Annotated in this window: 20 protein-coding genes, 1 tRNA gene and 2 pseudogenes; 17 read left to right on the top strand and 6 right to left on the bottom strand. The window is 68.4% G+C overall.

Annotated features, from left to right (window positions below; genetic code table 11):
* Window positions 1-118 precede the first annotated feature (118 nt).
* From EAO72_RS10780 to EAO72_RS10720, 13 genes are all read left to right on the top strand, one after another.
* Window positions 119-1,693, top strand: a complete 1,575-nt coding sequence (locus EAO72_RS10780; RefSeq protein WP_148017029.1) for an ABC transporter substrate-binding protein — start codon at window positions 119-121, stop codon at window positions 1,691-1,693.
* Between the two features lie 41 nt (window positions 1,694-1,734).
* Window positions 1,735-2,763 carry an ABC transporter permease gene (locus EAO72_RS10775; protein WP_148017028.1) on the top strand — a complete coding sequence of 343 codons (1,029 nt, stop codon included), beginning with the start codon at window positions 1,735-1,737 and terminating at the stop codon, window positions 2,761-2,763.
* 2 nt (window positions 2,764-2,765) lie between these two features.
* Window positions 2,766-3,656: an ABC transporter permease gene (locus tag EAO72_RS10770; protein ID WP_148017027.1), complete on the top strand. Its 891-nt coding sequence runs from the start codon at window positions 2,766-2,768 to the stop codon at window positions 3,654-3,656.
* On the top strand, window positions 3,653-4,534 hold the full coding sequence (locus EAO72_RS10765) for an ABC transporter ATP-binding protein (RefSeq protein WP_148017026.1): 882 nt from the start codon (window positions 3,653-3,655) through the stop codon (window positions 4,532-4,534). Before EAO72_RS10770 ends, EAO72_RS10765 begins: the two co-directional genes overlap by 4 nt.
* Window positions 4,531-5,391, top strand: a complete 861-nt coding sequence (locus tag EAO72_RS10760; RefSeq protein ID WP_148017025.1) for an ABC transporter ATP-binding protein — start codon at window positions 4,531-4,533, stop codon at window positions 5,389-5,391. Before EAO72_RS10765 ends, EAO72_RS10760 begins: the two co-directional genes overlap by 4 nt.
* Before the next feature lie 64 nt (window positions 5,392-5,455).
* A complete protein-coding gene (locus EAO72_RS10755) occupies window positions 5,456-6,796 on the top strand; it encodes an NtaA/DmoA family FMN-dependent monooxygenase (RefSeq protein WP_148017024.1) in 1,341 nt (446 codons plus the stop codon).
* A gap of 146 nt (window positions 6,797-6,942) precedes the next feature.
* Window positions 6,943-7,734 carry an alpha/beta hydrolase gene (locus EAO72_RS10750; RefSeq protein WP_148017023.1) on the top strand — a complete coding sequence of 264 codons (792 nt, stop codon included), beginning with the start codon at window positions 6,943-6,945 and terminating at the stop codon, window positions 7,732-7,734.
* A 136-nt stretch (window positions 7,735-7,870) separates the two neighbouring features.
* Window positions 7,871-8,428 (top strand): NADPH-dependent FMN reductase, encoded by a 558-nt coding sequence (ssuE, locus tag EAO72_RS10745; protein WP_148017022.1) that lies wholly within the window; start codon window positions 7,871-7,873, stop codon window positions 8,426-8,428.
* A 392-nt stretch (window positions 8,429-8,820) separates the two neighbouring features.
* The gene (locus EAO72_RS41910) at window positions 8,821-8,973 is read left to right on the top strand and encodes an aromatic-ring hydroxylase C-terminal domain-containing protein (protein ID WP_187285002.1); all 153 of its coding nucleotides are present in this window, start codon (window positions 8,821-8,823) and stop codon (window positions 8,971-8,973) included.
* Window positions 8,974-9,070: 97 nt separating this feature from the next.
* Window positions 9,071-9,388, top strand: a complete 318-nt coding sequence (locus EAO72_RS42480) for a putative quinol monooxygenase (RefSeq protein WP_222724082.1) — start codon at window positions 9,071-9,073, stop codon at window positions 9,386-9,388.
* Between the two features lie 457 nt (window positions 9,389-9,845).
* Window positions 9,846-10,574: a hypothetical protein gene (locus EAO72_RS10730; RefSeq protein ID WP_148017021.1), complete on the top strand. Its 729-nt coding sequence runs from the start codon at window positions 9,846-9,848 to the stop codon at window positions 10,572-10,574.
* Window positions 10,575-10,580: 6 nt separating this feature from the next.
* Window positions 10,581-11,708 carry a hypothetical protein gene (locus EAO72_RS10725; protein ID WP_148017020.1) on the top strand — a complete coding sequence of 376 codons (1,128 nt, stop codon included), beginning with the start codon at window positions 10,581-10,583 and terminating at the stop codon, window positions 11,706-11,708.
* Window positions 11,709-11,908: 200 nt separating this feature from the next.
* Window positions 11,909-12,466 carry an SMI1/KNR4 family protein gene (locus EAO72_RS10720; protein WP_261991410.1) on the top strand — a complete coding sequence of 186 codons (558 nt, stop codon included), beginning with the start codon at window positions 11,909-11,911 and terminating at the stop codon, window positions 12,464-12,466.
* A gap of 484 nt (window positions 12,467-12,950) precedes the next feature.
* Here the strand turns inward: EAO72_RS10720 and EAO72_RS10710 are convergent.
* The 4 genes and pseudogenes from EAO72_RS10710 to EAO72_RS10695 form a co-directional block, all read right to left on the bottom strand.
* Window positions 12,951-13,713, bottom strand: a pseudogene (locus EAO72_RS10710) (IS701 family transposase); the annotation flags it as partial.
* 199 nt (window positions 13,714-13,912) lie between these two features.
* Window positions 13,913-18,199: an nSTAND1 domain-containing NTPase gene (locus tag EAO72_RS10705; RefSeq protein ID WP_261991408.1), complete on the bottom strand. Its 4,287-nt coding sequence runs from the start codon at window positions 18,197-18,199 to the stop codon at window positions 13,913-13,915.
* Between the two features lie 134 nt (window positions 18,200-18,333).
* Entirely contained in the window at window positions 18,334-18,702 is a 369-nt protein-coding gene (locus tag EAO72_RS10700; RefSeq protein ID WP_148017016.1) for a CU044_2847 family protein, read from the bottom strand.
* A 262-nt stretch (window positions 18,703-18,964) separates the two neighbouring features.
* A pseudogene (locus EAO72_RS10695) lies at window positions 18,965-19,260 on the bottom strand (IS3 family transposase); the annotation flags it as partial.
* A gap of 167 nt (window positions 19,261-19,427) precedes the next feature.
* On the opposite strand from EAO72_RS10695, the gene EAO72_RS10685 reads away from it, so the two are divergent.
* Complete coding sequence (locus tag EAO72_RS10685) at window positions 19,428-20,891, top strand: tyrosine-type recombinase/integrase (RefSeq protein ID WP_410090203.1); 1,464 nt, start codon at window positions 19,428-19,430, stop codon at window positions 20,889-20,891.
* Between the two features lie 32 nt (window positions 20,892-20,923).
* Here EAO72_RS10685 and EAO72_RS10680 read toward each other — a convergent pair.
* Window positions 20,924-20,997, bottom strand: a tRNA-Pro gene (locus EAO72_RS10680).
* Between the two features lie 128 nt (window positions 20,998-21,125).
* On the opposite strand from EAO72_RS10680, the gene EAO72_RS10675 reads away from it, so the two are divergent.
* Together EAO72_RS10675 and EAO72_RS10670 are read left to right on the top strand one after the other, a co-directional pair.
* Complete coding sequence (locus tag EAO72_RS10675; protein WP_148017014.1) at window positions 21,126-21,830, top strand: thiamine pyrophosphate-dependent enzyme; 705 nt, start codon at window positions 21,126-21,128, stop codon at window positions 21,828-21,830.
* 62 nt (window positions 21,831-21,892) lie between these two features.
* Window positions 21,893-22,795, top strand: coding sequence for a transketolase family protein (locus EAO72_RS10670; RefSeq protein WP_148017013.1), 903 nt, complete (start codon window positions 21,893-21,895; stop codon window positions 22,793-22,795).
* A gap of 250 nt (window positions 22,796-23,045) precedes the next feature.
* Here EAO72_RS10670 and EAO72_RS10665 read toward each other — a convergent pair whose 3' ends face one another.
* The gene (locus EAO72_RS10665; RefSeq protein ID WP_148017012.1) at window positions 23,046-23,993 is read right to left on the bottom strand and encodes an NAD-dependent epimerase/dehydratase family protein; all 948 of its coding nucleotides are present in this window, start codon (window positions 23,991-23,993) and stop codon (window positions 23,046-23,048) included.
* A gap of 142 nt (window positions 23,994-24,135) precedes the next feature.
* On the opposite strand from EAO72_RS10665, the gene EAO72_RS10660 reads away from it, so the two are divergent.
* Window positions 24,136-24,861: a TetR/AcrR family transcriptional regulator gene (locus EAO72_RS10660; RefSeq protein ID WP_148017011.1), complete on the top strand. Its 726-nt coding sequence runs from the start codon at window positions 24,136-24,138 to the stop codon at window positions 24,859-24,861.
* The last annotated feature ends 34 nt before the right edge of the window (window positions 24,862-24,895 follow it).

Below are 24,895 nucleotides of genomic sequence, written 5' to 3'. Positions count from 1 at the left end.
CCCCATGCCCACCCTCGCCGCAGCACCGCCTGGATCCATGGCCCCCGCCTGCCTTCGCCCGCCCCTTATGTCCCGGTATATCCGAGCCGGTTCGGGGCCTCGCCACAGAGAGAATGAGATGTCCCCACGACTCACGACGCTCCGCCCCGGACCGATCGCCCGGACGGCCCGGCGGGCCGGTAGCCTGCGGGCCGGCGCCCTCGCAACCGCCTTCGTCGCTCTGCTCACGCCCGCCCTCAGCGCCTGCGGCGGCGACGTCTCCGCCTCGGCCGGCGGCTCCACACTGAAGTGGGCCTCCCCGTACTTCCCGGGCCATTGGGACCCGGTGGTCTCGGGCAGCGGCGCACAGTTCCGTGAACTCGCCCTGGTGTACGCATCGTTGACGCGCACGGACGAGACGGGCAAGGCTGTCCCCGATCTCGCGGAGAGCTGGAAGTACAACGATCGCGGCGACCTGATCACCTTTCACCTGCGCCCGGGGCTGAAGTTCAGCGATGGCGAGCCGGTCGACGCGGCCGCGGTCAAATCGGCCATCGAGCGCGCCAAGAAGCAGAAGAACTCTGCCCTGTTCGGCGATCTGACCTCGATCGAGTCGGTGGACGCCAACGGGCTGGACGCGGTTCTCCACCTGTCTCAGGTCGACTACCAGATCCCGCAGCTCCTCGGAGAGCGGGTCCTGCAGATCGCCAGCCCCAAGGCGGCGAACGACCCCGCGAAGCTGGACCAGAACCCGGTCGGTGCCGGGCCGTTCATCGTGAAGCAGCTGATTCCCGGCACCAAGGCCGTCCTGAGGAAGAACCCCGGCTACTGGGATGCGAAGAACATCCACATCGACGACGTCGAGCTGACCTCGGCCCCCGACGCCTCGACGGTCGTCTCGGGTCTCCAGACCGGTGTGTACAACTTCGCCGACCTCGATCCGAGCCAGGCCGACGCCGCCAAGAAGGCCGGCCTCGACGTCTTCTCGCAGCCCGGCTTCAACGCCTCGAACCTCAGCATCAACGTCAACAAGGCCCCGTTCGACGACGAAAGGGTCGTCGACGCCCTCCGCTACGCGGTCAACCGTCAGGAGTTCGTCGACAAGCTGACCTTCGGCTACGGAGAGGTGACCGACCAGCCGTTCCCGAGGAAGTACGTCGCCTACGACCCCGAGTCCGAGAACTCCCACCCGTACGACCCGGCGAAGGCGAAGCGGCTCCTCGCCGACGCGGGTCACCGGGCCGGCAACATCAAGCTGAACCTGGTCATCCCGGCGGAGGACCCCCAGGCCGAGATCGTCCAGTCGCAACTGGCCGCCGTGGGCATCAGCGTCACCATCAAGATCGACAAGAACTGGGCCACCCCCTTCTTCGCCAAGGACCTGGCCTTCTCGCTGTACTCGACGACCGGGCGCGATTCCGCCGTACAGACGCTCACCGCCCACTTCGGCCCCGACGGCCCGCTGAACCTCAGCACCCCGTACCAGCCGGACGGCTTCGAGGCAGCGGTCGGCAAGGTCCGCCGCACCCCGCTGGACTCGCCGCAGTACGCAAAGACGCTGCGGGAGGCGACCCGGGCGGGCCTGAAGAGCAACGCGCTGATCTTCACCTACTCCTCGCCGAACCTCTTCGCCAAGAGCAAGCAGGTCTCCGGCCTGCCCAAGAACCCCGCCCACATCGACTGGACCGGTGTGACGGTCTCCGGCGCCAACTGACCACCACTCACAGAAGAGAACGGAAGAGAGGAGGCAGCCCCATGACGACTACCGCCCCACAGTCCGCACCCGCCCACCGCGGCGGGGTGGCCGCGGCCAGGACCCGGCACGCGACGGGCCGTCTGCTGGCCGCCCTCGGCCGGTCGGTCGCGATCTTCGTGCCCGTGTTCCTGGTCGCCACCTTCGTGACGTTCGCCCTGCGGTCGCTGAGCGGACTCAGCCCGGCACGCATCCAGCTGGGCGAGCAGGCGACGCCCGAGGCGATCGGCCGGATCGAGGCCCATTGGCGCCTCGACAAGCCCTTCCTGACCCAGTACTGGGACTGGTTCTCCGGTGTGCTGCACGGGCAGCTCGGCACCAGCTGGGTCAACGGGGCCGACATCTCGACGCTGATCGGACTCGGCCTGGGGGTGAGCCTCTCGGTCGCGACGTTCGCCCTGGTCATCGGGGTGGTCGTCGGCTTCGGCCTCGGCACCCTTGCGGCGCTGCGGCGCACCACCGCCGTCGACCGGGCGATCACCGGGTTCGTCACCGTGATCTCGGTGATGCCGGCCTTCGTCGTCGGCATCGTGCTGGTCGCGGTCCTCGCGGTCGGACTGCGGCTCTTCCCCTCGGCCGGCTACATCCCGGCGGAGCAGGGCGTCGGCCCGTGGCTCGCGCACATCACCCTGCCCGCGCTCGCGCTGAGCTTCGACGTCATCGCCGACGTGGCCCGCCAGTTGCGCGCCAGTCTCATCGCCGCGTACGAGGAGAACTACGTGACGGGCGCGGTGGTACGCGGGCTGAGCCCCCGGCGGATCTTCTTCGGCCATGTCCTGCGCAACGGCATCGGGCCCGCCCTCGCGACGCTTGGCCAGAAGTTCCCCGCGCTGGTCGGTGCGTCCGTGGTGACGGAGTGGATCTTCGGTCTGCAGGGCTTCGGACGATTCGCCAACGACTCCGCCCAGGCCGGTGACGTACCCGCGGTACAGGGCGTTCTCGTCGTCTCGATCGTCCTGGTCGTCTCCTTCAACCTGATCATCAATCTGGTGCTGGCCCGCGTCATGCCGGCATCCCAGCGAGGAGTGTGACCATGGTGCGCCGCGTACTCGCGCTCACGTCCGGACGGATCGCCGTCGCCATCCTCGTCGTCGTCGCGTTGCTGGCCGTCCTCGGCCCCTGGCTCGCTCCGCAGAACCCCCTGGCCACCAGTGACCACCCGCTCGCGTCCGTGTCACACGCTCACTGGCTGGGCACGGACTACCTCGGTCGTGACGTGTTCAGCCGGCTCCTGGACGGATCACGCGTCAGTGTCCTCGGTTCCCTCGAAGTGGCGCTGATGGCACTGGTCGTCGGCGCCGTTCCCGGCATCCTGTCGGTCTACCTCGGCCGGGTCTTCGAATGGCTCACGCTGCGCCTGGCGGACACTTTGGTCGCTCTTCCGTTCCTGCTCTTCGCCATCGCCGTGATCGCTCTGCTGGGCAACGGCATCACCCAGGCCATGCTCGTGACGGGGGCGCTGGTCTCCCCGCTCTTCTACCGGGTGGCCCGCGCCGCCACGCTGGCCGTCGCCCGCTCCCCGTACGTCGAGGCCGCGATCGTCTCCGGGGCCTCCATCGCGTGGGTCGTGCGGCGCCACGTCTGGGTCAAGGTTCTCCCGCCGATCGCGGTCGCGCTCGCGCAGACCATCGGTGTCGGGTTCGTCATCGTTTCGAGCCTGACGTTCCTCGGCATCGGAGTCCAGCCTCCCGCGCCCACCTGGGGCGGGCTGCTCGCCTCGGACCTCGGCTACCTCAGCCACCAGCCGTGGGCTCCGGTGGCGCCCGCCCTGCTCATCATGATCACCGTCTGGGCCTGCAATCTGCTGGCCGATGCCATGCGAGACGTCTCCGGTGAGGCGGGCCGTGCGTTGGCCAACCACCGCAAGGTCCGCGCCCACCGCCCCGACCGGACCGGTCCCGCCCCTGCCGGAGGTTCCCTGTGACCACGCTGTCCCCGAACATCGCGACCGGGCGGGCCGCACCCGCGGCGACCGCCGGCCCGCCCGCCCCGCCGGTGCTCGCCCTGCGCGACGTACGCATCACCGACCGCGTCAGGGACCGCGAGATCGTCCACGGGGTCAGCCTTGAGCTCACCCCGGGCAAGGCGGTCGGCATCGTCGGTGAGTCCGGCAGCGGCAAGACGCTCACCTGCCGGGCCGCGCTCGGCATCCTGCCGCCGCACTTCGAGGTCTCCGCGGGCTCCATCGAGATCGCCGGGACGGACATCGCGACCCTGACACCCCGTCAGTGGACCGGCCTGCGCGGCTCCACGATCAGCGCCGTCTTCCAGGACCCGGCGTCCTACCTGAACCCCTCGATCCGCGTCGGAGCCCAGATCGCCGAAGTGCTGCGTACCAAGCAGGGACTGAAGCGGCGCGCGGCGCGGCACCGCGCCGTCGAGCTGCTGCGGGCGGTGCGGCTTCACGACCCGGAGCTGGTCTACGGCCAGTACACGTACGAACTGTCGGGGGGCATGCTCCAGCGCGTCCTGATCGCGGCGGCCATCGCCGTCGAACCACGGACACTCATCGCCGACGAGGCCACCACCGCGCTGGACGTCACTGTCCAGGCCGAGATCCTCGACCTGCTCTCCGAACTGCGCGAGCGCACCGGCCTGGCGCTCGTGGTCGTCTCCCACGACCTTGCCGTCGTCTCCCAACTGTGCGACGAGGTGCTCGTGATGCGAGAGGGAGAGGTGGTCGAGCACGGCCCGACCCGCGCCGTCCTCCACGATCCCCAGCACGCATACACCCAGTTGCTCATCCACGAACACGAACAGTACGGCCTGGAGAAGTTCCTCGCACCGAAGGAGGCGGCGTGACCACCGAGTTCGCACCGTCCGGCAGCGCGGAGTTCCCCGGTGCCGTCCTGGACGTCAGCGGACTGGAGGTGCGCTACGGCCGGGGCCGTCGTGGCCGCCGGGCCCTGAACGGCGTCTCGCTCAGCGTCTCCCCCGGTGAAACCCTCGGCGTCATCGGCGAGACGGGGTCCGGCAAGTCCACGCTCGCCCGAGCCGTTCTGGGCCTCGTGCCGGTATCGGCCGGCTCGGTCCGCGTCGACGGCGAGGACGTGAGCGCGTACGGGCGCCGTCAGTGGCGTACGCTGCGCCGCCGCGGGGTGATCCAGTACGTCTTCCAGGATCCGCTGCGCAGTCTCGACCCGGACCTGACCATCGAGGACTCCCTCAGCGAACCGCTGCTCGTCCAGGGGGTGCCGCGCAAGGAGGCTGCGGCCCGGGCCCGTTCGTTCCTGGACCGCGTCCACCTGTCCGAGGAACTGCTGGAACGGCTGCCCGGCGAACTCTCGGGCGGGCAGCGCCAGCGGATAGCCGTGGCCCGGGCCCTCGTCACCGAACCCCGGGTGGTCATCCTCGACGAGCCGGTCAGCGCGCTGGACTCCGCCAACCGGGTCCAGGTCCTGGAGATCCTCAAGGAACTCAGGGCCACCGGCGTGGCCCTCGTCCTCATCTCGCACGATCTCGGCTCCGTCGCCGGCACCGCCGACCGCATCGCCGTGCTGTACCGGGGCGAACTCGTCGAGACCGGCACCGCCCGGGACGTCATCAGCCACCCCCAGCACGCCTACACCCGACTACTCGTCAGCTCGGCCCCGACCCTGCGCACGGGCCCTGCCGACCGGGCCGAACGCGAAGCACTGCGCGCGCTGCTGAACGCCTGATCATCCGGGCATGCCAACGCCTCACGACCTGGCCGTCCCGGCCGGCCCCTCGAAAGGAACATCCATGTCCCGCAAGATCCATCTCGCACTGCACCCGGTCGGAGTCGGAGGGCCCGGTCAGCACGGCCTCTGGAAGGACCCGCTCGTAGCCAAGAACGCCAGCATCGACATCAACTACTACATCCAGCAGGCCCAGGCGGCCGAACACGCGCTCTTCGACGCCCTGTTCATCGTCGACAGCCAGTTCATCAACGACACCTACCCGTCGCACTACCTCAACCGGTTGGAACCCCTCACCCTGCTGTCCGCGGTCGCCACGCACACCAGGCACGTCGGCCTGGTCGGAACGGCGAGTTCGACGTACAACTCGCCGTTCAATCTCGCCCGCCGGTTCGCCTCCCTCGACCACATCAGCGGCGGCCGCGCCGGATGGAACGTGGTCACCAGCTTCGACACCGGTACCTCCAAGAACTACGGTCTGGACGAGCATCTCGACTACGCCACCCGTTACGGCCGCGCCCTGGAGTTCGTCCAGGTCGCCCGGGGCCTGTGGGACTCCTACGAGGACGACGCCTTCCCGGCCGACGTGGCGCGCGACGTCTTCCTCGACCCGGCCAGGCTCCACGCGCTCGGCCACGCCGGGGAGCACTTCAAGGTCGCCGGCCCGCTCAACATCTCCCGCTCCGCACAGGGTCAGCCGGTCATCTTCCAGGCCGGGGTCTCCGCCGAGGGCCGTGACCTCGCCGCGCGGGTGGCAGAGGGCATATACGCGCCCGGCGGTTCTCTGGAGCAGGCGCAGGAGTACTACGCCGACATCAAGTCGCGCACCGCCGCCTACGGACGCGACCCCGACCACATCAAGGTCTTCATCCACGGCGGCCCGGTCGTCGGCGCGACCGACGAGGAAGCCAGGCGCCGGGAGCGGGAGATCTTCGAGGAGGACAACAACTTCGAGCGCAATCTGGCGCTCCTGGGCCGCTCCTTCGGCGCGTACGACTTCAGCGGTCATGAGCTGGACGCCCCCTTCCCGGACGTCTCCCACCTCGCGGAAAAGGGGGGCCGGACGGGCGCTGCGGAGATCATCGAGCGAGCCCGGGTCCAGAAGCTGACCTTGCGCCAGGTCGCGGAGTCGGTCAGCGCGTTCCGTCGATCTCCGTTCGTCGGGTCTCCGGAAACCGTCGCCGGGACCATCGAGCAGTGGTTCGAGGCCGGCGCCTTCGACGGCATCAACCTCGCCTTCCGGAACAACGACGACCTGAGCCGGTTCATCGACGGTGTGGTTCCGCTGCTGCAGAAGCGCGGCCTCTTCCGGACCGAGTACGAGGCCGACACGCTGCGCGGCAACCTCGGCCTGCCGGTTCCCGAGAACCGCCACACCCGCGAGCGCCAGCTCGTGAACGACTGATCGGCGTCCTCTGCCGAACCGCGGAAGCGGTGCGTCACGGCGCCCCCGCCGGGGCGGGCCGGGGAACGCGACAGCGTCACCGGCCCGCCGCCGCGGTGCTCGCACCCTCCGCCCCCACATCCCGACCCAACCCGCAGGAGCCCGACATGCCCGAATACACCGACCACTTCGGCCCCGAGGGCCTGCGCACCCGCGGCACCGTCGTCGTGGTGCCGGGCCGGGGCGAGACCCGGACGGCATACGACCGCTTCGGCAGGCGCCTCGCCTCCGACGCCTACCGTGTCCGCGTCATCAACGCGCCGGACATCGACGCCGACGACCTGCCCGGCTCGCTGGCCCGATTCCGTACGCGACTCGCCGCAGCACTCGACGGCACGGCCACGGATGACGGCATCGTCCGCCCCTTCGTGGTGGTGGGAGCCGACTCCGGTGCCGCCGCTGTTGCCGCACTGCTCGGCCGGGACGCCGGCCCCGGCAGCAGTCGACCGGATGCCGTCGTCCTCGCGGGGCTGCCGGGCGACGGGGCAGCGGCTGCTGGAACGTGGGACCAGGAACTCGACGTACGCACCTTCTGTCCCGCCCATCGGGCCGCGCTCACCGAGGACTCCGAGGTGCGGCGGGGCTCACTCGGGGATGCGGTCCCGGAGGCCCTGCTCGCCGCGGCGTACGGTCTCGACGAGGACGGTGGCATCCATCCGGATGTGGATGTGCCGACGCTGATCCTCGTAGGGGACGAGGACCCGCTCGCCGACCGCGCCGCACTGGCACGTACCGCGAAGTCGCGTTCCCGGGCCCGCCTTTCGGTGGTCCGAGGCGGCCGTCACGATGTTCTGAACGACCTCCAGCACCGTTCGGTGGCGGCCGAGGTCGTCACTTTCCTGGAGACCCTGCGCAACGAGCTGACGCCCGTGATCGCGGTGGAATCCAGTGCTTGGTGAGGACCGTCGTCCGGCCCGCCCCTCGGCGACGTCGCGACCTTCGGCGGTTCCGCCACCCCTCCCAGCCGTCCCGTAGCGCCTCCAGCCGGTCAGGTTCGCCCGCGCTCCACCGGCAATCGACACGAAAGGTCTCCCCATGGCCACCATCCTCTCCGTCTCGGGAAGTCCGTCCTCGACCTCCCGCACCACACGGCTCCTGCGTGACCTGGACGACCGCCTGAGGAGCCAGGGCCACGACGTCACCTCGCTGGAGGTCCGCACCCTGCCGCCGGACGCGCTGCTGGGTGCCGACTTCAGGCATCCGGCCATCGTCGCGACGACGAAGCTGTTCGAGCGCGCGGACGGGGTGGTGATCGGCACACCCGTGTACAAGGCCGCGTACTCCGGGCTGCTGAAGTCCCTGCTCGACCTGCTCCCGCAGTACGCGCTGACCGGCAAGACCGTGCTGCCTCTGGCCACCGGTGGCAGCATCGCCCACGTCCTGGCGATCGACTACGCGCTGCGCCCCGTGCTGAGTTCCATGGGGGCCGCGCACATCGTGCCGGGCTGGTTCACGCTCGACAAGGACATCACCGTCGGTCACGACGGTGCGCTGACCGTGGCCCCGGACTCCGCCGAAGCCCTGGCACAGGTGACGGACGGGTTCTCCGCGGCCCTGGGCGGCCGGATCGCCGTCCTGGCGGCCGCCGAATAGCCAGGGGGAAGCCGTCGCACGGGCAAGACCGACGGGCCTGCCCGTCGCACGGGCAAGGCCGACGGGCCTGCCCGGGGCGTGCTTTCCCGGGGCCCGGGCAGCGGCCGCCCCGCACCACGGCGGCGAGACACGCACGCCACTGGCCGCGTGACGCCCGGGGCGGACCGCCTCTCCGGGCGCAGGACCGCTCGGGCTGATTCCCGGCCGGCCCCGACAGCGGCTCAGGGCCGGTTCGCGATTGCTCCCGAGCCGGCCCTGACGTCACCGTCCCGCTGGACTCGGCGTACTCGCCTGTGCAACCGCGTCCTTGACGTTCGTCGGCTTCGTCCACGAGCTGCTGAGTTTGGCCGCACGCCGCACGCCGCAGGGCGTCGTCGGCATCGAACCAGATCGTGTACCGGTCCGGTCCAGCGCGCAACGACGTCGGCTTCACAGCGGTGCTCGTACGCCCCGAGGGCGTCGTGGCCTGGGTCGCAGAAAAAGACCGTGACCCGGGCGCCTTCGAGCAGGCCGCCACACGCTGGTTCGCCCCCGCCCAGCACTGACCTGGCCTGAGCCCATCACCGACAGGGCCGCCACGCCGCCCCGCCCAGCCACGCCCAGTCACGCCCATGACGGTGCATGACACGCACGGAGCACCTCATGATCGACCCGAGCCGGCCCGGCAAGGTCCTGCGGTTCAAGGCCAAGCCCGGCAAGGGAGATGAACTGCTCGCCCTGTGCGCCAAGCTGAGCGACAAGTCCCCCGCCACCGACAAGGTCGTCATCGCGCGTGCCGAGGACGACCCCGACACCCTGTGGGCCATGGAATTCTTCAAGAGCGACAAAGCCCTCGCCGCCCAGGACACCGACCCCAATGGGACGAGCTGCACGCCCAGATCGGCGCACTCATGGAGGAAGGCTTCACCCCCTCGCCTGCACGAAGCTCGCCCCGGCGTCCCGCGCTCTCGCACCGCCTGAGCGGCTCCCGTACCGCACGCCGCCCCGCGTATGCCGCCGATCAGCTGCCGCCGAGGCCAGACCGGCGGCCGCCCCACCTTCGCCCCCTTCGGCAACAACGGCTCCAGCCCCGCCCACTGCCCGTCCGCGAGGTCTCCTCGCCCCACGACCTGAGACCATTCCTCACTCAAGATCCACTTTCGATACACGGTCTGTTGGCCCTTGAGCGTGCTACTTGGCCTCTGAGCGCGATGGATGGCCCGCTGAGCAGCCTCTGAATCACCCTGATCCCGACGAGGCCGACGGCCTCCGGCTCGGGCATCTGTCCATGCCTGAATCAAACGCCGGGCCGGCCGGCGGGACGACGGGCGAGCACGTGAATGCTCCGGTGACAGGTGGAGCACATGATCGCGTGACCTGCGCGAGTCTGTGCCATCGGGCAGACTGAACGACCGCCAGAACAGTACGGTCGTGCCCCATGGAAGCAGAAGAAGCTGGACGTGCAGTTCGAACCGTCCACGAGGCCGCTGCTCACGCGTTGGAGCGGCTGGAAGGTATCGACAATGTAAGGGCGGAGGCGGACGCCAAGTTGGCCTTGCTCGGCGGTCTGGTAGACGAATTCTCCGCCAGCATGCGGAGCGTTCTGCCTGTTTGGGCCGAGATGGCCTCCGGTGGTTTCAGGTGTTCGTACCCAGGAGACCCCGAACACCTATGGGTTGCTCTCGGCGCGTTCCTCGCTCTGAACGAAGACCGCGCCGAGACGCTAGTTGACAAACGCTTCCGGATCCGGGACCTGATCGGCTGTCTCAAGAGGGAACTTACCGTCGCGCTTGCCGAACTCGATCCGCCCATCCCACAGCCTGAAGCCGGCACCAGTGAGAGTGCCCATCCGTCGCTCAATCCGCCCCTCCAGCAGCCTGGCGCCGGCGCCAGTGAGGGTGCCGGCTCGTCGGGGTTGATTGGCTCGCGCCCCCCTGGTCCTGCGTTCCATGAATATGTACCGGAGGGTGAAAGGCACCGATGGAACAGGTTCAGGGACCGTGGACGGGAATACGCCGAGGCTGTCGCCGAGGAGCAGCGCGAGATCCCATCACCGCCGGAATTGAACTCGGCGCACTCGGTTCCGGGGACCATCTCCGGCCCTTACGACGATCTGCGCGAACCGTGGTATCGCCGTCTGGTGCGCCGCAACCGGGGCCGGCGGTAGTCAGCGGTGACCGGGCTGATTCAGAGCGCCCTCGGAGGTGGGCGCGCGTTGCTGGTCGGGTGGATCCTGCCCAGCCTGATCAACGTGCTGGTCTTCGGGTTCGTGGTGGTGCCGAAGCTGAGCAGGTTCGCAGCACTCGGAGCTGAAACGGGCCGGGCCGCGATCTTCGGTCTGGTTGCCACTGCGGTCCTCGGTTTGGTCCTTGCCGCCCTGCAGACACCGCTGTACCGCGTCCTCGAGGGCTATCTCGGTTGGCCCCAACGGTTGGCTGCGGCGCGACGCCGACATCATCTGGCCCGCAAGCACCTTCTGCGCAACCGCGTGGACGCTGTGGCCTTGGCCGGGCAGGAGCGTGCTGGTTGTCTGGCCGTTGCCGACCAGCCCGCGCTCGCTGCCCTCCGTGCCCACCCGATCATCAGCCGCCACCTCGCCACGGACGTCAACAAGGGCGAGGTCTGGTTCGCGCTGCTCAACGAGCGGCTGCACCGTTACCCGCTGGACGATCAGCAGGTCGCCCCGACGCAACTCGGGAACGCCGTTCGACGTTTCGAGGAGTACGGCTACGACCGCTTCCGGCTCGACTCACAGGTGCTCTGGCACGAACTCAACGCTGCCGCCCCGGATTCGGCTCGCCAGCAGACCGATGACGCTCGGATGAGCGTCGACTTCTTCATCAGCTTGCTCTACGGGCACCTCATCGTCGTCGTGGCCGCCATCGTCGAACTCGCCGTCGGCAACGCGTCGCGTCCTTGGCTGGTCGCAGTGATGATCGCGAGCCTGCTGCTGCTGACGATGCTCTGGTATCGCCTGGCGGTCGTGGCCACCGACGAGTGGGCGGGCGCGGTCCGGGCCATGGTCAACCTCGGGCGACACCCGCTTGCCGCAGCGCTCGGACTCACCCTCCCTCAAAGGCTCGAGGACGAACGCGCCATGTGGCGCCTCGCGAGCAATCTTGTCGACACCGGCTTCCGTCCAGGGCTATCCGCCCTGGATGCCTACCGGATTGCCCCCTCGGAACCGAGCGCGGCACCTACCCCGACCCAGTCCACGCTACCGGCGGCTCGTTCATCTCCAGCAGCGCCAGCAGCCACTGCCGACTCACCACCCAGTGGCGGCGCGCCAGCAGGCCCATGACACCGCCTTCGTCGTCCGGGGAGGTCCGATCGCACCTGCTGGCACCCATGGTTCTGCGCCGGGCGGTCAACGCCTTCGGCTGTCCCTTTGGCTACCTGCTCCGATGGACGGGCCAATGGGTCTGAACTTCCCGGCGCCCACCTGTCCACGCGGCGGCCCTGACCGTCGGCATGTCAGTGGGCTCTGACAGCATCACGGCCATGACCGATACCGATGACCTCGTGCAACGCGTTGCCACCCGGGCCGCATCGGACAGCAAGGACCTTCCCGAGCCTGTCGACGAAGCCCAGATCACAGAGGCCGAGGGGCAACTGGGCATCGCGCTGCATCCCCTGCTGGCGCGCCTGTATCGCGAGGTCGCGGACGGCGGCTTCGGCCCTGACTACCGGCTGCTGCCACTGCTTGGTCCGGGCTCCAGCGTCGTTGGCGAGTACCTGACGCGACGTGAGGCGTCCGTTGGAGTGGAGCGCCCGGAGTGGCCCGAAGGCGTCGTACCCATCCTGACCTGGGGCTGTGCCATGTACGCAGGCGTTGATTGTCGCAGTGAGAACGGTCAGGTCCTGCTCTTCGAGCCGAACCCGTACAGCGGCGGATCGTGGGACCAGTGCTGGTTCCTCGACTCCGCCAGCCTCGCAGCGTGGCTGGAGACGTGGCTCGCGGGGACGGGCTGGTTCGAGGAGGACGCCTTCGACAGGGACGACCAGGTCGAGCCTCAGCCATGGGACCAGGCCGCAGGCCGACTGTCCTCCGGTGCATAGCGAAACAGCAACGCTCCGTCCCGTTGGCGCAGGCTACGAGCCCCACCGTCATGACCCGCTGACCGGGTGAGGGCGCCGGGCCTCCAGCTGGTCCCCAACTGGTCCCCAAAAATGATCAAGGGCCGGTTTCGGATTGCTCCGAAACCGGCCCTGCTCTACGACTGTCTCCAGTCGGGACGACAGGATTTGAACCTGCGACCCCTTGCCCCCCAGCCACAACTGGTCCCCAACTCACGCCCAGGCCATGCCTCATGCCCTTCAGCGATCCCTACGAGAGAGACAACGATGTAGCAGACTGCCCCACCGATTGGGGCAGTCTGCCGATACCGTCCCGTTCCTGGGCCGGGACTCCATTCATGGGTGTGTGTCAGCCTCATGGCGCTCCATGGCAGAAGAGGAACGAACACCCTGTGAGCATCGCTCGCGTAGACGGGCGGGTACAGCCTGCCCGCTCCGGTAACCCGAAGCAGGTCGGTCCCTACCGGCGGCACCCGGCAACCTGCACGAGATCGGCGACGGTGGCGTCCAGGGGCGCGGATGCGAGGAAGTAAGCGAACTCGTCGGGCCTGGTGATGCTGCGGCGGGCAAGCATCCAACGTTGCCGGGTGGGCTCGTCGCCGTCGAACTCCCAGGCCGTCGGCAGGCGGCCGGCAGCCCAGTCGTAGAGCCGAGGCCCTTTGGCGCCGTCGCCGCAGGAGAGCCGCTGCCATGCCTCGGCGGGAGCTTGGCGGGAGCTTGGCCAATGAGGTATTCGATGCGGGGGCCGTGCACTTGCTGGGACTTGGGCATGGCCACGACGTAGGAGAGGCCGGCGTCTTCCAGGAAGCGTCGGAAGCGGGAGTCCTGTCCGTAGGCGGCATCGGCCGCTACCCAGGCGACGGGCAGCGGTCCGGCCTGCGCGCGCAGGACCATGGTGCGGGCCAGCTCGTTCTGGGTCGCGAACGGGCGGTTTGCGGGGATGCGGGCCGTGCGGAAGCGTTCCGGGTCGTCGATCCAGGACTTGGGGACGTAGAGCTCGCGGTCGACGAGAGCGTGGCCGCAGGTGGTGGCGTAGGCGGCGAATACGCCGACCTGGCAGTTCTCGGTGCGGCCTGCGTTCCGGACTACTGCCGTTGCACCCCGGCGGAGGTGGTGCCCTTCTTGACGAATCCGGTGTCATCAATGATCAGGATGCCGTCGTCGGTGCCGAGGTGATCGGCGACGTATCCCTGCAGGTCGTCGCGTATCTCGTCGGCTTCCCAGCGGCTCCTCGCCACGTCCCCTTGACGACTGCGCTGGTGCCGACTCGCACGTCCGAGCCCTCCAACTGCAATCGCGTCGGCCTCTCCCCCGGTCGACCGTGCCCGTCCCGGTTTCACGTACCGGTCACGCGCGCCGTCGGCGAAGTCCAAGTGTTCGGGGAAAGCTTCTGATAGGTCACAGAAACACCCATACAGAAGCTTGATGTCAGGTAGGGCAGATGCGATCCGGTAGGCCGGCGGGCAGCCCGCGGCGCTCGTCCTGGGTGAGATCATGACCGACGACGTCGCACAAATGGCGTTTCCAGAGCTCGGGGTCGAGGTGAATTAGGTCCAGGCGACCATTTTCTCCGTTTCCTCCTCCGAAGCCACCTCCGGAAAGAGTCCGCAACAAGGTGTTTCCATCTTTGGTGGCCGCCAGGAAGTACTGATTCGCCGCGAAATCGTATGTCTTGAAGCTGCTGGGGTTCGATAGCTGCTGGAAGCGTACAGTGCTTCCGTTGGCCACATAGAATTCACCGTCGTTTGCAGTGAAGCCGAAGGTATACCCTTCTCCAGTGAAATTGTCGTTCGATCCCAGCGGTCCGAGTGGGCCGACCACTCTATGCGGTCGCTGTCCAGCCGCCGCCCACCATAATTCCAGCATGCCGCCTGAGGTCTTAGCGGCCGCGTAATGGCCACTGCTGTCCAGGAAAGCCCGCTCAACATCCCGGCCAAGAGGGACGCGCAGCGCTCTGTTCTCCCTGCCCGTACGCAGATTAATGGCATGCAGCACTTGATTGCCGTAGATCATCACCTGTGCGTAGCCCGTTTCGGGACGGCTGTTCAGCGCGAAGTCCGAACGAAAACCCACTTCAGCTGAGCTCGACCGGGGCGTCTCACCGAACGGGAGCGCGTGGGCGTCGATGGGTCTGGACAGGTGTCGGCCGGTCCGGGCGTTCCAGTGCTCAATCCGGCTGCCGGAGAGCGTCGCGAGTTCATCACCCCCCCGAAGGAAAGCGAGCGTGATCGGTTCCGCGTGTCCACGCTCATCGACGGGAGGCGTAAGAGTGGTGATCTCGGCTACCAGACGCAGGGACGGAATTTCCCGGATCAGGATCTTGTCAGGTCCGACTACGTCCGCCACGAGAGTTCCCGCATCGTTGACCGAAAGTGAGTTCTCTGCGTCTGGATCCTGTGCCCCGATTAGTTGGGGCCGCTTTACCGAGGATGAAATTAATCCGGAGGCCGCATCAACGAGAGCCAAGGTAAAGGAGTTATCAGGTTTGTCCCAGCGCCTGACACGGGCGACCAGTGTCTTCCCACCGTCGATCAACCGCGGCGAGTTAACGTCGATGTGAGAGCCGTCGATATCACTCGGGGTCAGTGGGACTGCGGCCAGTGAAATATCACCGTCAGCTACGGTCAGTACGAGCGGCTGATGTTCATCTCCGAGAAGCTGGCCTGTGGCCACTGCGGACGAGGGAGCCATAACATGCCGCACGCGGCGTGCGTTCCGAGTCTCGACGATCACGCCGTGGTGGTTTACCGCGAAGCGGTCGCCCTTCTCATCGACAGCAATGGCTCCGCAGTCACTATTGGTCCCCGAGTATGTGTATGTGTTCAGCACCCGCCCATCCGCCACACGCAGTGCTCGGTATGCGGCGTCTACTTCGTCGCCCCGTGCCACCTGGCTGCAGACAACCAGCACGCTCCCGTCTCCCGATAGGGCCGTGGGCGAGTTCGTTGCCTTAGGGTCAACATTTCCCGCCAGCTCGCGGACCTTCCCCGTACCCGATTCCACTGCCTTCAGCGAAGCTGCGCCGGTCTTGGAGTCTGTGTGCCTGACCACCAGCGTGTTCTCGTCCGGCCCGAACCACACGGACACGCCGCCTTGCGTTGGCACCCGGCTGGGCACGTTCTGGTGGCGTCCCGTCCTCAGATCCCACAGCCCTAGCCGCCCCTCTGCAATGGTGGCCAAGTGCCCAGCGCCGGGTGAGAACGCCATGAAGTTCTCACTCTCGATCAACGAGTTCACCTGTTCGGTAATTTCCTTGAATTCCGCGCCGCGCAAGGAGTGTGGCTTCCCGAGTATGTCCTTCGGTTCGGTGGCAGTGACGGCAACGTCGTGCCAGACGAGCGCCCCCGCCGCAGACAGATAAGCTATGCGTCGCCCGTCCCTGCTGACCAAAGGGTGGAAAGCCATCTCGTCAAGGCTCAGTTGGAGCTGCTGAGTTCTCCCCTCCGCCTGGCGTACGAACAGCGTGGCGCGGCCGTTATCCGTCGTCGCGAAAGTCACTGTGCCGTCTACGCTCGATGCGACGTTGCGGATCTTCCCCTCAGGCCCAGTCAGCACCCACGCGGCTTCCTTGAACTGGTCATACCTGCGGAGCATGGCATTGCGGGCCTCATCCGTCGGCGAGATTTCATAAGCTCCCATGGCGATGAGCGCGGCCTGCCCGGGATCACTTTTGGCCACCTCGGCGGAGTAGTTGGCAAGCAGCCGGGATCGTGACTCCTCCTCGCGCTGGGTACTTACGCGTTGCTGGTAGACGAGGAAGGTACTCAGACCGACGATCAGTGCGAGGACCACGGCGGCCGCGGTCCAAGCGGCGCGAAGTCGGTTTCGACGCACCTGACGAAGCCGTCGTGCGCGCAGGAGGAAGTTTGCCTCCGCGTCGTCGAGCTCCGCTTCTCTGCCCTTGAGTCGCTCTTCTAGGGCTGCGAGTTGGACGGTCCCGGGCAGTAGACCAGCTGCCTTGTTCCCGTTGGCCCAGCGTTCACGTTCGTGGGCGAGTTCCGCTCGACCAGCCAGGAAACTGCTGTCGGCCCGCGCCTGATCTCGGAGGGCGGGCCAAACTTCGACCAGTGCCTCATGCACGAGCTCGACCGATTCCGGTTCTCCGGGGCCGCCATGTACGACGAGCAGTCGCCGTTCGTCAGTGGTGAACCATTGCGCGATGTCCCACCGCTTCTGTTGCGCCTCCTGCCGGGTCAGCCTGCGGCGCAGCGGGGTGGAGCTGCCGGGCAGCACCCTGATCAGTCCGGTGAGTAGGCGTTGCGCTTGGAGTGCGTCGTGTTTCTGGATGCACAACTTCCAGGCTTCCTCGGCGTGGCGTGCCAGTGCGCCGGCAACGCCGCCCTCCTTTTCGTAGGTCGCGAACCGTAGCAGGCCATCCTGCTGCCCCTCCCACAGCTTGTCCAGAGTGAAGCCGAGAAGCGGCAGTCTTCCTGGTTCGTCCCCCGCGTCGGCCAGAATGCGTTCGACGAGCCCTTCCTCGTAGCGGACGCCCGGGATCTGCTCCAGCGGCTTGCTGACCACATCTCTGAGCTGTTCTCGCGACATCGGAGTCAACGGCAGCGTGACACCAGCGTGCACGGCCGGACCGAGACTCGGGTGCTTGAGGGCCGCGTCCATGAAATCGGCCCGGAGCGTGACCAGCACGCTCAGTCCCGCGGCTGGCGGTCCCGAGGGGAAGAGCACTTCGACGGCCTGGGCGACGTCGCTGGGGTCACGGGCCAGCAGAGCTTCGGCCTGATCGAGTACGACGAGGAGCTTCCCACCCGCTGCGCCGCGGATGCGGTGGAGTGTGTCAGCGAGCCCCATCTGTGCGAGCCACTCCTGCACCTCCCCGGCGTTCCGCACCCGCGTCGACCCGCCGGGACCGAAGCAGAAGGCTTCGTACATCTCGGTTGCGAGCGCGGCCACCAGCGAGCCGATTGCCCCGGCGTTTACCACCAGGACGTCGTATCCAGCCTTGCGCATCCTAGGTACAACGCCGGCCAGCGCGAGCGATGACTTACCTGAACCCGAGGGCCCATACACGGTGACAGCCCCATGATGGCCTCGCAGGGCGCCAGAGACGTTGGCGATGTCATCGTCACGCCCGAAGAACACTTCCGCGTCATTCTCCCCGAAGGCTTTCAGGCTCCGGAAGGGAGAATCTGGCTGCAGGGCCTCTTTGAGCTGGGGTAACTCTGCGCTGAGGGTGCTCGTCCGGATCATGAAGGTCTGCGGGGCTTCGTGATCGTTTTGTGTCACGACGATGAGGCCGATGGCCGCGCCCAGTTGGGAGTCCCAGACGGGACTGCCGCTGAACCCCTTCTTAACGCGGGGTTCTTCGCTATCCAGTCGGGAGAACTGCCGCCAGCCCTGCTCGTTGGTACCGCTCGGCCGTCCCCGGGACCAGATTCCTCCCGGCTGTGCGCCCGTGAATCCCACGACACCGACAGCGTGGTCCCAGGCGGTGTCAGGCTCAACCATGGGAATCGGGCGGGTACCAGGAATTACATCCCTCAGGCGCAGGACCGCGATGTCTCCCGATTCGTCCTCGCGTTCCGGGACGAAGTGCTCAACCTCGGCGGTCCAGGTCTTCCCTTTCAACTCAGCGACCAGGGGTACATCCAACGTCACCGAGGTTCGGGCGACGACTTTCTGCAGACGCGGGTACCCCAAGGCATATGCCACTACGTGGGCACAGGTCAGCACCAGGTCCGGAGCGATAAGAAAGGCCACGCCCACAGGCTCACCACTCTGCCCCTTGATACGGACAACCGAAGAGGCCAATGCCTCATCCGGCTGCTGTGGCCCCGCCCCCGTCATCGCCGCCTCCGCCTACCGCCCTTGTGGACACCCGTCGTTGAGTCAACTCAGCCAGCATTCTCGCTCGTTGAGCTGTTCGTAGCACTACGGTTCCAGGTGAGTGTCACGGAGAAATTCGCTGCGGTCGCCGTCGAAGCGATGACGACGTCCGCTTCTGCAGACAGGGACACGCCGAACTCCAGGGCGATCTCATCCGGTGCGTGTGCAAGTTCTCTGAACCGCGTCACGAAGCTGTCCGCCACGGGACGTACGGTGTCCAGCATCTGTCCGAGGCTCTGCCCTGCGCGGGCAACGGTACGGCCACCCCGCCCGACACGGACGAGCGACTCGTCCACTTCACGGATTTGGACCCGTACGACTTCCTCGCTGCCGCCGCCCAGTGGGACTTCGACGGTACGAATGTGCTGATCGCTCATCGGCGCTTGAGCCCGCCTGTGGCCGGGACGAAGCTATCTGCATTGCCGCTGCTGTGGCTCGGGCGAGGCCAGGGAACGGTGGCTGGATTCACAGTGACACGCATAGTGCTCCTCACTCTCGGGCAACAAGCTTCCGCCGGCCTCGGCGGCAGCGAGACGTGGGCCCACCGGGGATCATAGCCACGTGGGCGGGGCGCGGACTCGGTAAGTGAAAGGTTGCTTGCTCAGCTGACATTTGAGGGCCATCGGGTCTGATGCAGGTTCAGGTGACAGGCTCGGCCCGGCGGGCCGGTGGTGTCATGACGGTTTCGAATTCGACGACGTCAGACGACCGAGTGAGGCTTGTCTGCAGCGTCGGTGGCAGGTCCTCTCGATCCAGCTCACGATCGCGATCCGCAGTTCCTCACGGGTGACCCACGAGGGGCCGTCGAGGACGTTCTTCTGCAGCAGACTGAAGGAGGACTCCATGGCTGCGTTGTCGGCCGCCACCCCCACGCTCCCTATCGATCCGGCCATCCGGTGCCGGTCGAGCGTACGGACGAACTTACGGGGCCGGAAGGCGACGAGGGCCGCCACGACGGCGTTCCAGTACGTGGCAATCTTCATGGGTGCCTACTTCTGGGGGAACTTGAGGACTTGGCCGACGCCGATCCTGCTGGGATTGGCCAGCTTGTTGAGGGTGGCGATCTGCTTGTAGCGGCCGGCGTCGCCGAACCCGGCGCGCGATGGACGAGAGCATGTCGCCCTTCTTGACCGTGTACGTCGTGCTCGTGCCCGGCGACCAGTTCGCCCCCCTCGTTGAGGAGTTCGGCGACATGCGTGCGCATGGACGCCATCGCGAACCCCTTGGGGTCCACCTTGTCGTCAGACCATTCGAGGTGGCCGATGAGGCTCTTGGCGCTCCGGCCGTGTGCCCGGCAGATCACGGCGGCGCTACAGCGGCTGGCTCCGACCACGATCTCCCCATTTCCTCAGGTCAGAAGCAAAGGCAGACGACGAAGGATCAATTGGCTGACCGCTGCTACTTGGCGCCAAGACAAGGGAAAATCGCTGGTCACGGACTCTCTGGCGGGCGTGGTGGTCGCGTGTGYTCGCACGCTGAGAAGGTCAGGCCCATCTCCGCCCCTGGAGGCGATCGTCATGCGCACCAGCGCCGACCGAGGCCGCATCTACCGCCGCTGCGGCTGCAGAGACACCCACCGCCACCAGATAGGCGCCCGCTGTCCACACCCAGTCACAGACAGCACCCACGGAACCTGGGGCTTCGCCGTCGATGTCCCCGCCCCAGCGCGCTCGGCGACGCCGTCCGCCAGCACCGCCTCCCCCACAACCCAGCTTCTCCCCCGGTGCTGCACCGGCCGCCGTCGCCGGAACGACGGATCTGGACAGCGGAGGAAGCAGCCCGATTCCTCACCCACTGCCATCAGACCGACCCCGAGATGGCCGACCTCTTCGAGGTCCTCATCGGCACCGGCATGCGCAAGGGCGAGGCCCTCGGCCTGCACTGGGACGACGTCCACCTCGCCCAGGGCGTGCCTTACATCCGCTGCACGCTCTCCGCCGTCGACAACAACCGCCTCGTCTTCACGACGCCCAAGACCCGGTCGAGCAGAGGCTGGGTCGCCATCTCACCCCGCGTGGCCACCGCGCTCCGCCACCGCGCACGATCCGCTCCAAGTCTCCGCGGCGACCCGTTCGCGGGACTGGTCTTCTGCCAACCCGACGGCCGCCCGCTCGGACCGCACCTGGTACTCGACCGACTCCACCGGCTGTCCGAGGAGGCCAGGGTCCCCCGGGTCACGGTCCACTACCTGCGGCATCTCGCCGCCACCATCACCATTACCGCCGGCGTCCCCCTCACCGTGGTCTCCAAGACGCTGCGGCACTCCACCCTGTCGACCACCGCGAACCTCTACAGCCACCTCACCCAACAGGCCGCGCACCAGGCCGTCGACACCATCGACCACGTCCTCAGCGGCGCCCAGCAGCCGGCGGTCCGTACAGACCGGCCCGTGCGGCTGCGACCACCACGCGACCACATCCACCGCCCCCGTGCAGCCCTCCACAAACTCCGCTCCCCCGCACCACCCGCCACCAGCACCCAGGCGAACCAGCCCCGGTCCAGGCGTGCGATCACACTGCGACCACCACGCCCCGGGACGCACGAAAAGCCGCCCTCTCATGGATGAGAGAACGGCCTCCGACCTGCGTTTCCGCATAGTCGGGACGACAGGATTTGAACCTGCGACCCCTTGACCCCCAGTCAAGTGCGCTACCAAGCTGCGCCACGTCCCGCTGCCCGCCTGACCTGGGGTTTCCCCCGGTCCGAACGCGCATGAGAACAATACCGCACTTCCACCGGTGGTCACGAACGCCTTTCGCCGCTTGACCTCAACCGCGCTTGACGTTGAACGCTGGGCGGCATGACGCACACGACCGCCACGAAAACGCCCGCCGCCTACCGCGACCTGTCCCGGCTGATGAGCCTGATGACCGGCGACGAGAAGCACGGCCCTGCCGCGACCTCGACCCTGGACGCGCTGTGGGTGCTGTACGACCGGGTTCTGCGGGTGACACCGGAGACCGTCGACGCCCCGGACCGGGACCGCTTCCTCCTGTCGAAGGGGCACGGGCCGATGGCCTACTACGCGGTCCTCGCCGCCCACGGATTCTTCGGGGAGGAGCTGCTGGCAGGTTTCGGCTCGTACGGATCGCCGCTCGGCCACCATCCCGACCGGCTTCTGGTGCCGGGCGCCGAGATCGGCAGCGGCTCACTGGGACACGGCCTGCCGCTCGCCGTGGGCAGTGCGCTGGGGCTGCGGGCCCAGGGACTGACCGGGCCGCGGGTCTGGGTGCTGACCGGCGACGCCGAGCTGGACGAGGGCAGCAATCACGAGGCCATCGCCTATGCGGGGCCGGCCGGTCTGGAGCAGCTGCACACCGTGGTCATCGACAACGCCTCGGCGACGTACGGGCGCCCCGGCGGGATCGCTGAGCGATTCGCGACCGCGGGCTGGTCGGTCGCGTCCGTGGACGGGCGGGATCACGAGGCCATGTACGCGGCCTTCACCGCACCGCACCCCGGGCAGCCCCGGGCCGTGGTCGCCCGGGTCGCTCCCAAGAGCTGAGTCACGCGGCGCACGCACCCCCGGAATCTGCTACCGAAGAAGAGAAGAAGAGGAACAGCCCCATGGACACGATGCGTGACCGCTTCATCGCCACCACCACACAGCTGCTCGACGAGGATCCTCGCCTGGCCCTCGTGCTCGCCGAGATCAGCCGCGACGGATTCGGCCGGGCCGAGCGGGACCACCCCGACCGGGTCGTCAACGTCGGCATCCGTGAGCAGCTGCTCGTCGGGGCCGGGGCCGGAATGGCGCTCACCGGCATGCGGCCGATCGTGCACACCTTCGCGAGCTTCCTCGTGGAGCGCCCGTTCGAGCAGGTGAAGCTGGACTTCGGCCACCAGGGGGTCGGCGGGGTGCTCGTGAGCGCCGGGGCCTCGTACGACTGGCCGGCCGGCGGGTTCACCCACATGGCGCCCGGGGACGTCGCGCTCATGGACACCCTGGAGGGGTGGACCGTGCACGTGCCGGGCCATCCCGACGAGGCGGAGATCCTGCTGCGCGAGGCGGCCGCCGGGGACGGGCGGGTGTACGTGCGGCTGTCGCTGCAGTCCAACGACCGGYCGCGRCCGGTCGGCGGGGCGGGCGGGTTCGCCACCGTGCGGGAGGGAGCGAACGGGGTCGTGGTCGCCGTCGGCCCGATGCTCGACAACGTCCTCGCCGCGACGGAGGGACTCGACGTGACCGTGCTGTACGCGACCACCGTGCGGCCGTTCGACGGCCGAGGGCTGCTCAGGGCGGCCGGCGGCCGGGCCACCGCCGACGTGGTGATCGTCGAGCCGTATCTGGCGGGCACCTCGACGGGCGCCGCCAACGACGCCCTCACCGCACTCCCCCACCGCATCCTGGGACTCGGCGTGGCCCGCGAGGAACTGCGGCGGTACGGGCAGATGGACGAGCACCTCGCGGCGCACGGTCTGGACCCGCGCGGCCTGCGGGACCGGATCAGCGGCTTCCTGGGCGGGTGAGCCGGCGCGGGCGGGCCCGTACCGGCCGTCCCATGGCCCCGCGTCACCGGCGGCCCTGCTGACGGGGACCGTCGGCGGGGTAAGGCCGGCCCGTTCGCCGTGTTCGCCGGTCCGGCGTGGAGGCGCGGGACGGTCGCTCGCCGTGTCTGCCGGCCCGGCGTGGAGGCGGGGACCGGCCGGCCTGTTCGCCGTCGGCCGGTTCCGCTTCGACGGTCCGGCGACCGACGGCGGACAGGGGTGCGCCGCCGGATCAGTGTGCGGCCAGGAGTTCCCCGTACCACGCGAGTGTCTCGTCGACCGTGGCCGCGAGGGGGTTGGGCATGAGCCCGTACGCCTTCTCGATGGCCGAGGAGTCGACGATCTGTGCCTCCGTGTGCTGGTAGAACATCTCGGCGTACTCCGCCATGAACACCTCGTCGAACGGTCCGAACGGGCGCGGCTGCGCCACGACGGTCAGGTTCAGGGCACGTCCCACCCGCTCCTCCACCATCGTCAGGATCTGCCGCGTGGTGAGCGCCGGCGCCGTGGGCAGGTGCCAGACCCGGCCGTCCGCGTCCGGGTTCTCGCCCAGGGTCGCGAGCCCCGCGGCGACATCACCGATGTACGTGTAGCTGTGCGGCAGGTCGATGTCGCCGAATGCCGGAACCTCTCCCCCGGTCAGCGCGGCGGGGAACACGGCACCGCCCAGCGTGGAGTTGAGGACCCCCGGCCCGACGAAGTCGGCCGACCGGCCCAGTACGACGCGGAGCCGGCCGTCGGCATGGGCGGCGAGATAGCGGGTGTCCAGCTCCGCACGCATCCTGCCCTTGCGCGTGGTGGCGTTCCACGGCGTGTCCTCGGTCATCACCGCACCGCGCGTCTCGCCGTACGGATAGAGCGTGTCGAGGACGACGAGACGGGCCCCCACCGCCTCGGCGGCAGCCAGTACGGCCTGCTGGATGCGCGGCATGACCTCGACCTGGAGGTGGTAGCCGACGTTCACGCAGTGATAGACGACGGCCGCCCCTTCGACGGCCGCGCGGGCACCCTCGACTGTCGCCACGTCGGCGGCGAACCGGTCGACGCCCGCCGGTGCGGCTCCCTCGCCCGACCGGTCGACGAGCCGTACCGGGTGGCCACGGCGGGCCAGTTCGGAGGCGAGCGCGGTTCCGGCGGGGCCGGCGCCGAGAACGACGTGGAGGTCATGCGTCGCGGTCATGGAGTGCTCCTCGATGTGCGGTCCGAGGAGCCTTACCGCCCCTCACGCTTGTTAGACAACGTAACTCTCGCAACACCCCGTCGCAACCCTGACTGTTAGACTCCGTAACTGAAGTGAGCTTGCCTAGCGAAAGGGGCCCGGGATGCCCGAGGCGCAGCAGGGGCCACGGGCCCGGTACCGGGAGCAGACCCGGGCGGAGATCAAGGAGGCGGCGCTGCGGCAGCTCGCCGACGGAGGCGTGGCGGCACTCGCGCTGACCCGGATCGCGAAGGACATGGGTCTGTCGGGCCCCGCGCTCTACCGCTACTTCGCCAGCCGCGACGACCTGCTGAACGCCCTGATCAGGGACGTGTACGACGACGCCGCGACGGCGATGGCCGCAGCCGCGGCGAGGTCGGAGGCCGCCGCTCACGGCCCGCGCGAGCGGCTGCACACACTGGCGACCGCCTACCGGGCCTGGGCGCTGGGCGAGCCGCACCGCTATGTGCTGATCCAGGGCTCACCCCTACCGGGGTATGCGGCTCCCGCCGACACGCTGGAGCGCGCCCGCGCCGCGCTCGGGCCGTTCCTTCCGGTGTTCACGGACGGGGTGCCGGGGGCGGGGGTGGCTCCGGTGGTGGCCCAGATGGAGGCCTGGCTGACGGCGGACACCGCCGTGGGCGACTGGGTCGCCGCGTACGCGGTGGATGCCGCCAGTGACCCGGCGGCATCGGCGCGTGCGCTGGCCGGCGCGGTGCTCGCATGGGCGCAGCTGCACGGCTCGGTCGGGCTGGAGACGGCGGGCCAGTTCACGGGGATGGGCCACGACGGGGGCAGCCTGCTGGCCGCACAGACCGACATGCTGGCGGACGCGTTCGCGCTGGGGTGAGCCTTGTCGCGGCCGCGCAGGACAACGCCGGACG

The sequence above is a fragment of the Streptomyces sp. OR43 genome (genome assembly GCF_008042275.1).
In the GTDB taxonomy this organism is placed as follows: Bacteria; Actinomycetota; Actinomycetes; order Streptomycetales; family Streptomycetaceae; genus Streptomyces.
The sequence above is the reverse complement of the archived record's forward strand: the minus strand, read 5'-3'. Positions and strand labels throughout refer to the sequence as shown.

Bases quoted from the DNA above. Each gene is read 5' to 3' on its own strand.
- EAO72_RS10780 (WP_148017029.1), top strand. From the start codon at position 119: ATGTCCCCACGACTCACGACGCTCCGCCCCGGACCGATCGCCCGGACG.
- EAO72_RS10775 (WP_148017028.1), top strand. From the start codon at position 1,735: ATGACGACTACCGCCCCACAGTCCGCACCCGCCCACCGCGGCGGGGTG.
- EAO72_RS10770 (WP_148017027.1), top strand. From the start codon at position 2,766: ATGGTGCGCCGCGTACTCGCGCTCACGTCCGGACGGATCGCCGTCGCC.
- EAO72_RS10755 (WP_148017024.1), top strand. From the start codon at position 5,456: ATGTCCCGCAAGATCCATCTCGCACTGCACCCGGTCGGAGTCGGAGGG.
- EAO72_RS10750 (WP_148017023.1), top strand. From the start codon at position 6,943: ATGCCCGAATACACCGACCACTTCGGCCCCGAGGGCCTGCGCACCCGC.
- ssuE (WP_148017022.1), top strand. From the start codon at position 7,871: ATGGCCACCATCCTCTCCGTCTCGGGAAGTCCGTCCTCGACCTCCCGC.
- EAO72_RS42480 (WP_222724082.1), top strand. From the start codon at position 9,071: ATGATCGACCCGAGCCGGCCCGGCAAGGTCCTGCGGTTCAAGGCCAAG.
- EAO72_RS10730 (WP_148017021.1), top strand. From the start codon at position 9,846: ATGGAAGCAGAAGAAGCTGGACGTGCAGTTCGAACCGTCCACGAGGCC.
- EAO72_RS10720 (WP_261991410.1), top strand. From the start codon at position 11,909: ATGACCGATACCGATGACCTCGTGCAACGCGTTGCCACCCGGGCCGCA.
- EAO72_RS10700 (WP_148017016.1), bottom strand. From the start codon at position 18,702: ATGAGCGATCAGCACATTCGTACCGTCGAAGTCCCACTGGGCGGCGGC.
- EAO72_RS10675 (WP_148017014.1), top strand. From the start codon at position 21,126: ATGACGCACACGACCGCCACGAAAACGCCCGCCGCCTACCGCGACCTG.
- EAO72_RS10665 (WP_148017012.1), bottom strand. From the start codon at position 23,993: ATGACCGCGACGCATGACCTCCACGTCGTTCTCGGCGCCGGCCCCGCC.
- EAO72_RS10660 (WP_148017011.1), top strand. From the start codon at position 24,136: ATGCCCGAGGCGCAGCAGGGGCCACGGGCCCGGTACCGGGAGCAGACC.